The organism is Arenimonas sp., assembly GCF_019459675.1.
In the GTDB taxonomy this organism is placed as follows: domain Bacteria; phylum Pseudomonadota; class Gammaproteobacteria; order Xanthomonadales; family Xanthomonadaceae; genus Arenimonas.
The window spans coordinates 1-2,530 of the sequence record NZ_JAIBFH010000057.1 but is presented as its reverse complement, the minus strand read 5'-3'; the positions used below and the strand labels follow the sequence as shown (position 1 = coordinate 2,530).

Genomic DNA, 2,530 nt, shown 5'->3' with positions numbered 1-2,530 from the left:
GGGGGGCCCCCGGGGCCGATTCCCCGCACCCCCCGCGGGCCACCTCCCCGGGCGCCCGGCCCGCCGCCGCTTGGGGGCGGGGGCTCAGCCCAGGCGCGAAGCCTGGCAGGGGAAGCGATGCGCATCGTGAAGGCCGGGCTTGTCTATTTCGCGCTGGTGTTCGGCGCTGGCTTCGCATTGGCGTTCGTCCGAATCCCGTTCCTGGTGCCGGCCTTTGGCGTGCGCACCGCTGAGCTGATGGAACTGCCCGTCATGATCGCCGTCATTATCTGGGCGTCGCGTCGACTGGCCTTGCAGCATTCCGATCTTTCGCGCCGGGCCCGGCTGGGGGCGGGGCTTCTCGCTTTCGCATGCCTGGTCACTGCCGAGCTGGCAGTCGCCTGTTTCCTCGGCGCCCGTTCGCCGGGCGACTACATCGCGTCCCGCGACCCTGTTTCCGGCAGCGTGTACCTGGCGTCGCTGGTGTTGTTCGCGATGGCACCCGCGCTGTGGCACGGCCGCGAAGGGCCCAAGCCAGTGGTTCAAGCGGAACCTTAGGCGGAAGCGGCGGGCGACAGCTACAAGCGGGCCCCGACGGACTGAGGCCAATTGCGCCCCAAGCGCCTTGGGGGGATATTGGCGGCATCGCAAGCCGGTTCCAGCCGCATCGAAGTCCAGCGGCGGGCAGGGCGCCGCGCTTCAACGCATCGGGAGAACAATGATGAAGGCAAGCTGGAATGGAGCCGTGCTGGCTGAGTCCGACGACACGGTGGTGGTCGAGAACAATCACTACTTCCCGATCGAATCGATCAACCGGGAGTTCTTCGCGGCAAGCCCGCTCACGTCGCGCTGCGCCTGGAAGGGCACGGCCAGCTATTACTCGATAGAAGTAGACGGCAAGCGCAACGAAAATGCCGCCTGGTTTTACCCCGAGCCGCTTCAGGCCGCCGAGCAGATACGCGGGCGCGTGGCGTTCTGGAAGGGCGTTGTGGTCGCCTGATCGCGCCACCTGGCCAACCAACACGGAGCGATGCGCATGAGTGGGACCCTGGTCCGGAACGGGCTTGTCGCGGCAGGCATCATGAACATCAGCGGCGTGCTGGTGTTTTCGCGCGGCTTCACCAATACCGCCATCAACAGCGCAGACCCGGTGGTGATGTCGAACTTCGGGCTGCTGATGATCGTGGTTTGGGGGCTGGCCTACCTGGGCGCCGCCACCGTCACGTCCGGCATCAAGTGGCTGGCCGCTGCGTTTGCGCTGGAAAAGCTGGTTTATGTCGTGGCCTGGGTGTGGTGGCTGTCGGAAAACAGCCTGGCCCGGCTTTACGAGCAGGACCTGTTCGCCGGCATTTTCTACAGCATCTATGGCTTGAACGACCTGGTATTCATGGCGTTCTTTGTTTGGGTGTTTTTCCAGCGGCAGCCGCGTACGTAAGCATGGGCGGGTGCGGTGCGGGTGCAGTCCGGCCGAGGCCGGGCTTGGACAGGGCAACGGTGTGGCCGACGCAGCGGGGGTGTTCGATGGGTTCGGGTGAACGGATCTTCTCGGGTGTGTTTGGCGCGCTGCTGCTGGGGGTTGGGGTTTACGCCCTGCTGTTCGGGGTTGTGCCGGCCCTGTGGAAATACCTTGCCGGCGCGGTGCTGGTGGCACTGGGTGCCAATGCGGTGCTGGGGGCCTTCACCGGCAAGCGGCCCTGGATCTCCAGGATCGGCCCGCTGCCCTGAGCGCGGCCGCGGGAAGACCAGGCATCACATGCAACGGCGCGATCGCTCCCGGCGCTAGCGGGTCTGCCAGGGCAGGGCGTCCAGGTCCACGTTGCCACCGGAAAGGATCAGCCCCACGCGCTTTCCCGCGAAGTGCCCGGGGTAGCGCAGCACCGCCGCCAGCACGGTGGCGCAGGACGGTTCGATGATGACCTTCAGGCGCTCCCAGGCCAGCCGCATGGCCGCCAGGGTCTGATCGTCCGATACCAGCAGCACCTGCACGCGATGGGCCTGCATCAGCGCCAGGTTGATGGCGCCGAGGGTGCCACGCAGGCCATCGCAGACCGTGTCGGGCACGAGGTCGGTCACCCGGCGCTGCTGGCGCAGCGACTCGAAGGCATCGGCGGCGCCTTCGGGTTCGGCGCCGAACACGGCGATGCCGCCGCCGTAGCCGCTGGCCGCCAGCGCGGTGCCGCAGACCAGGCCGCCGCCGCCAACGGGCGTCATCAGGATGTCCAGCCGGCCGGCCTCGGCCATCAGCTCCAGCGCCGCCGTGCCCTGGCCGGCGATGACCTGCGGGTTGATGAACGGGTGCACCAGGCTGGCGCCCGTCTGCCGCTGCACCTGCGCCGCCATGGCTTCGCGCGCGGCCATGGTGGGCGCGCAGCGGTGCAGCACGGCACCGTAGGCTTCGATGGAGGCCAGCTTGCTGGCCACGGCGCCCGCGGGCCCCCCCCCCGGCGCGGGGATTGCGCGGCCCCCCCCCCCCCCCCCCCGCCCGGGGCCGGGGGGGGGCGGGGAATTGGTGGCCACCCCCCCCCCCGCCCCCCCCCGGGCCCGCGCCCCC

Annotated in this window: 5 protein-coding genes; 4 read left to right on the top strand and 1 reads right to left on the bottom strand. The window is 69.2% G+C overall.

Features of this window, described 5'->3' with window-relative positions; translation table 11 throughout:
* The first annotated feature begins 117 nt into the window (after positions 1–117).
* The 4 genes from K0M70_RS02215 (at position 118) to K0M70_RS02200 (ending at position 1,704) form a co-directional block, all read left to right on the top strand.
* The gene (locus tag K0M70_RS02215; RefSeq protein WP_290778700.1) at positions 118–537 is read left to right on the top strand and encodes a hypothetical protein; all 420 of its coding nucleotides are present in this window, start codon (positions 118–120) and stop codon (positions 535–537) included.
* A gap of 160 nt (positions 538–697) precedes the next feature.
* Positions 698–979: a DUF427 domain-containing protein gene (locus K0M70_RS02210; protein ID WP_343211185.1), complete on the top strand. Its 282-nt coding sequence runs from the start codon at positions 698–700 to the stop codon at positions 977–979.
* A gap of 36 nt (positions 980–1,015) precedes the next feature.
* On the top strand, positions 1,016–1,414 hold the full coding sequence (locus K0M70_RS02205; protein WP_290778696.1) for a hypothetical protein: 399 nt from the start codon (positions 1,016–1,018) through the stop codon (positions 1,412–1,414).
* An 86-nt stretch (positions 1,415–1,500) separates the two neighbouring features.
* Positions 1,501–1,704 carry a hypothetical protein gene (locus tag K0M70_RS02200; protein WP_290778694.1) on the top strand — a complete coding sequence of 68 codons (204 nt, stop codon included), beginning with the start codon at positions 1,501–1,503 and terminating at the stop codon, positions 1,702–1,704.
* 54 nt (positions 1,705–1,758) lie between these two features.
* On the opposite strand, the gene K0M70_RS02195 is transcribed toward K0M70_RS02200, so the two are convergent.
* Positions 1,759–2,530 (bottom strand): pyridoxal-phosphate dependent enzyme (locus tag K0M70_RS02195; RefSeq protein WP_290778693.1); only part of this gene is annotated, 772 nt, incomplete at its 5' end.

Coding starts and splice junctions, on each gene's coding strand:
- K0M70_RS02215 (WP_290778700.1), top strand. CDS start 118: ATGCGCATCGTGAAGGCCGGGCTTGTCTATTTCGCGCTGGTGTTCGGC.
- K0M70_RS02210 (WP_343211185.1), top strand. CDS start 698: ATGATGAAGGCAAGCTGGAATGGAGCCGTGCTGGCTGAGTCCGACGAC.
- K0M70_RS02205 (WP_290778696.1), top strand. CDS start 1,016: ATGAGTGGGACCCTGGTCCGGAACGGGCTTGTCGCGGCAGGCATCATG.
- K0M70_RS02200 (WP_290778694.1), top strand. CDS start 1,501: ATGGGTTCGGGTGAACGGATCTTCTCGGGTGTGTTTGGCGCGCTGCTG.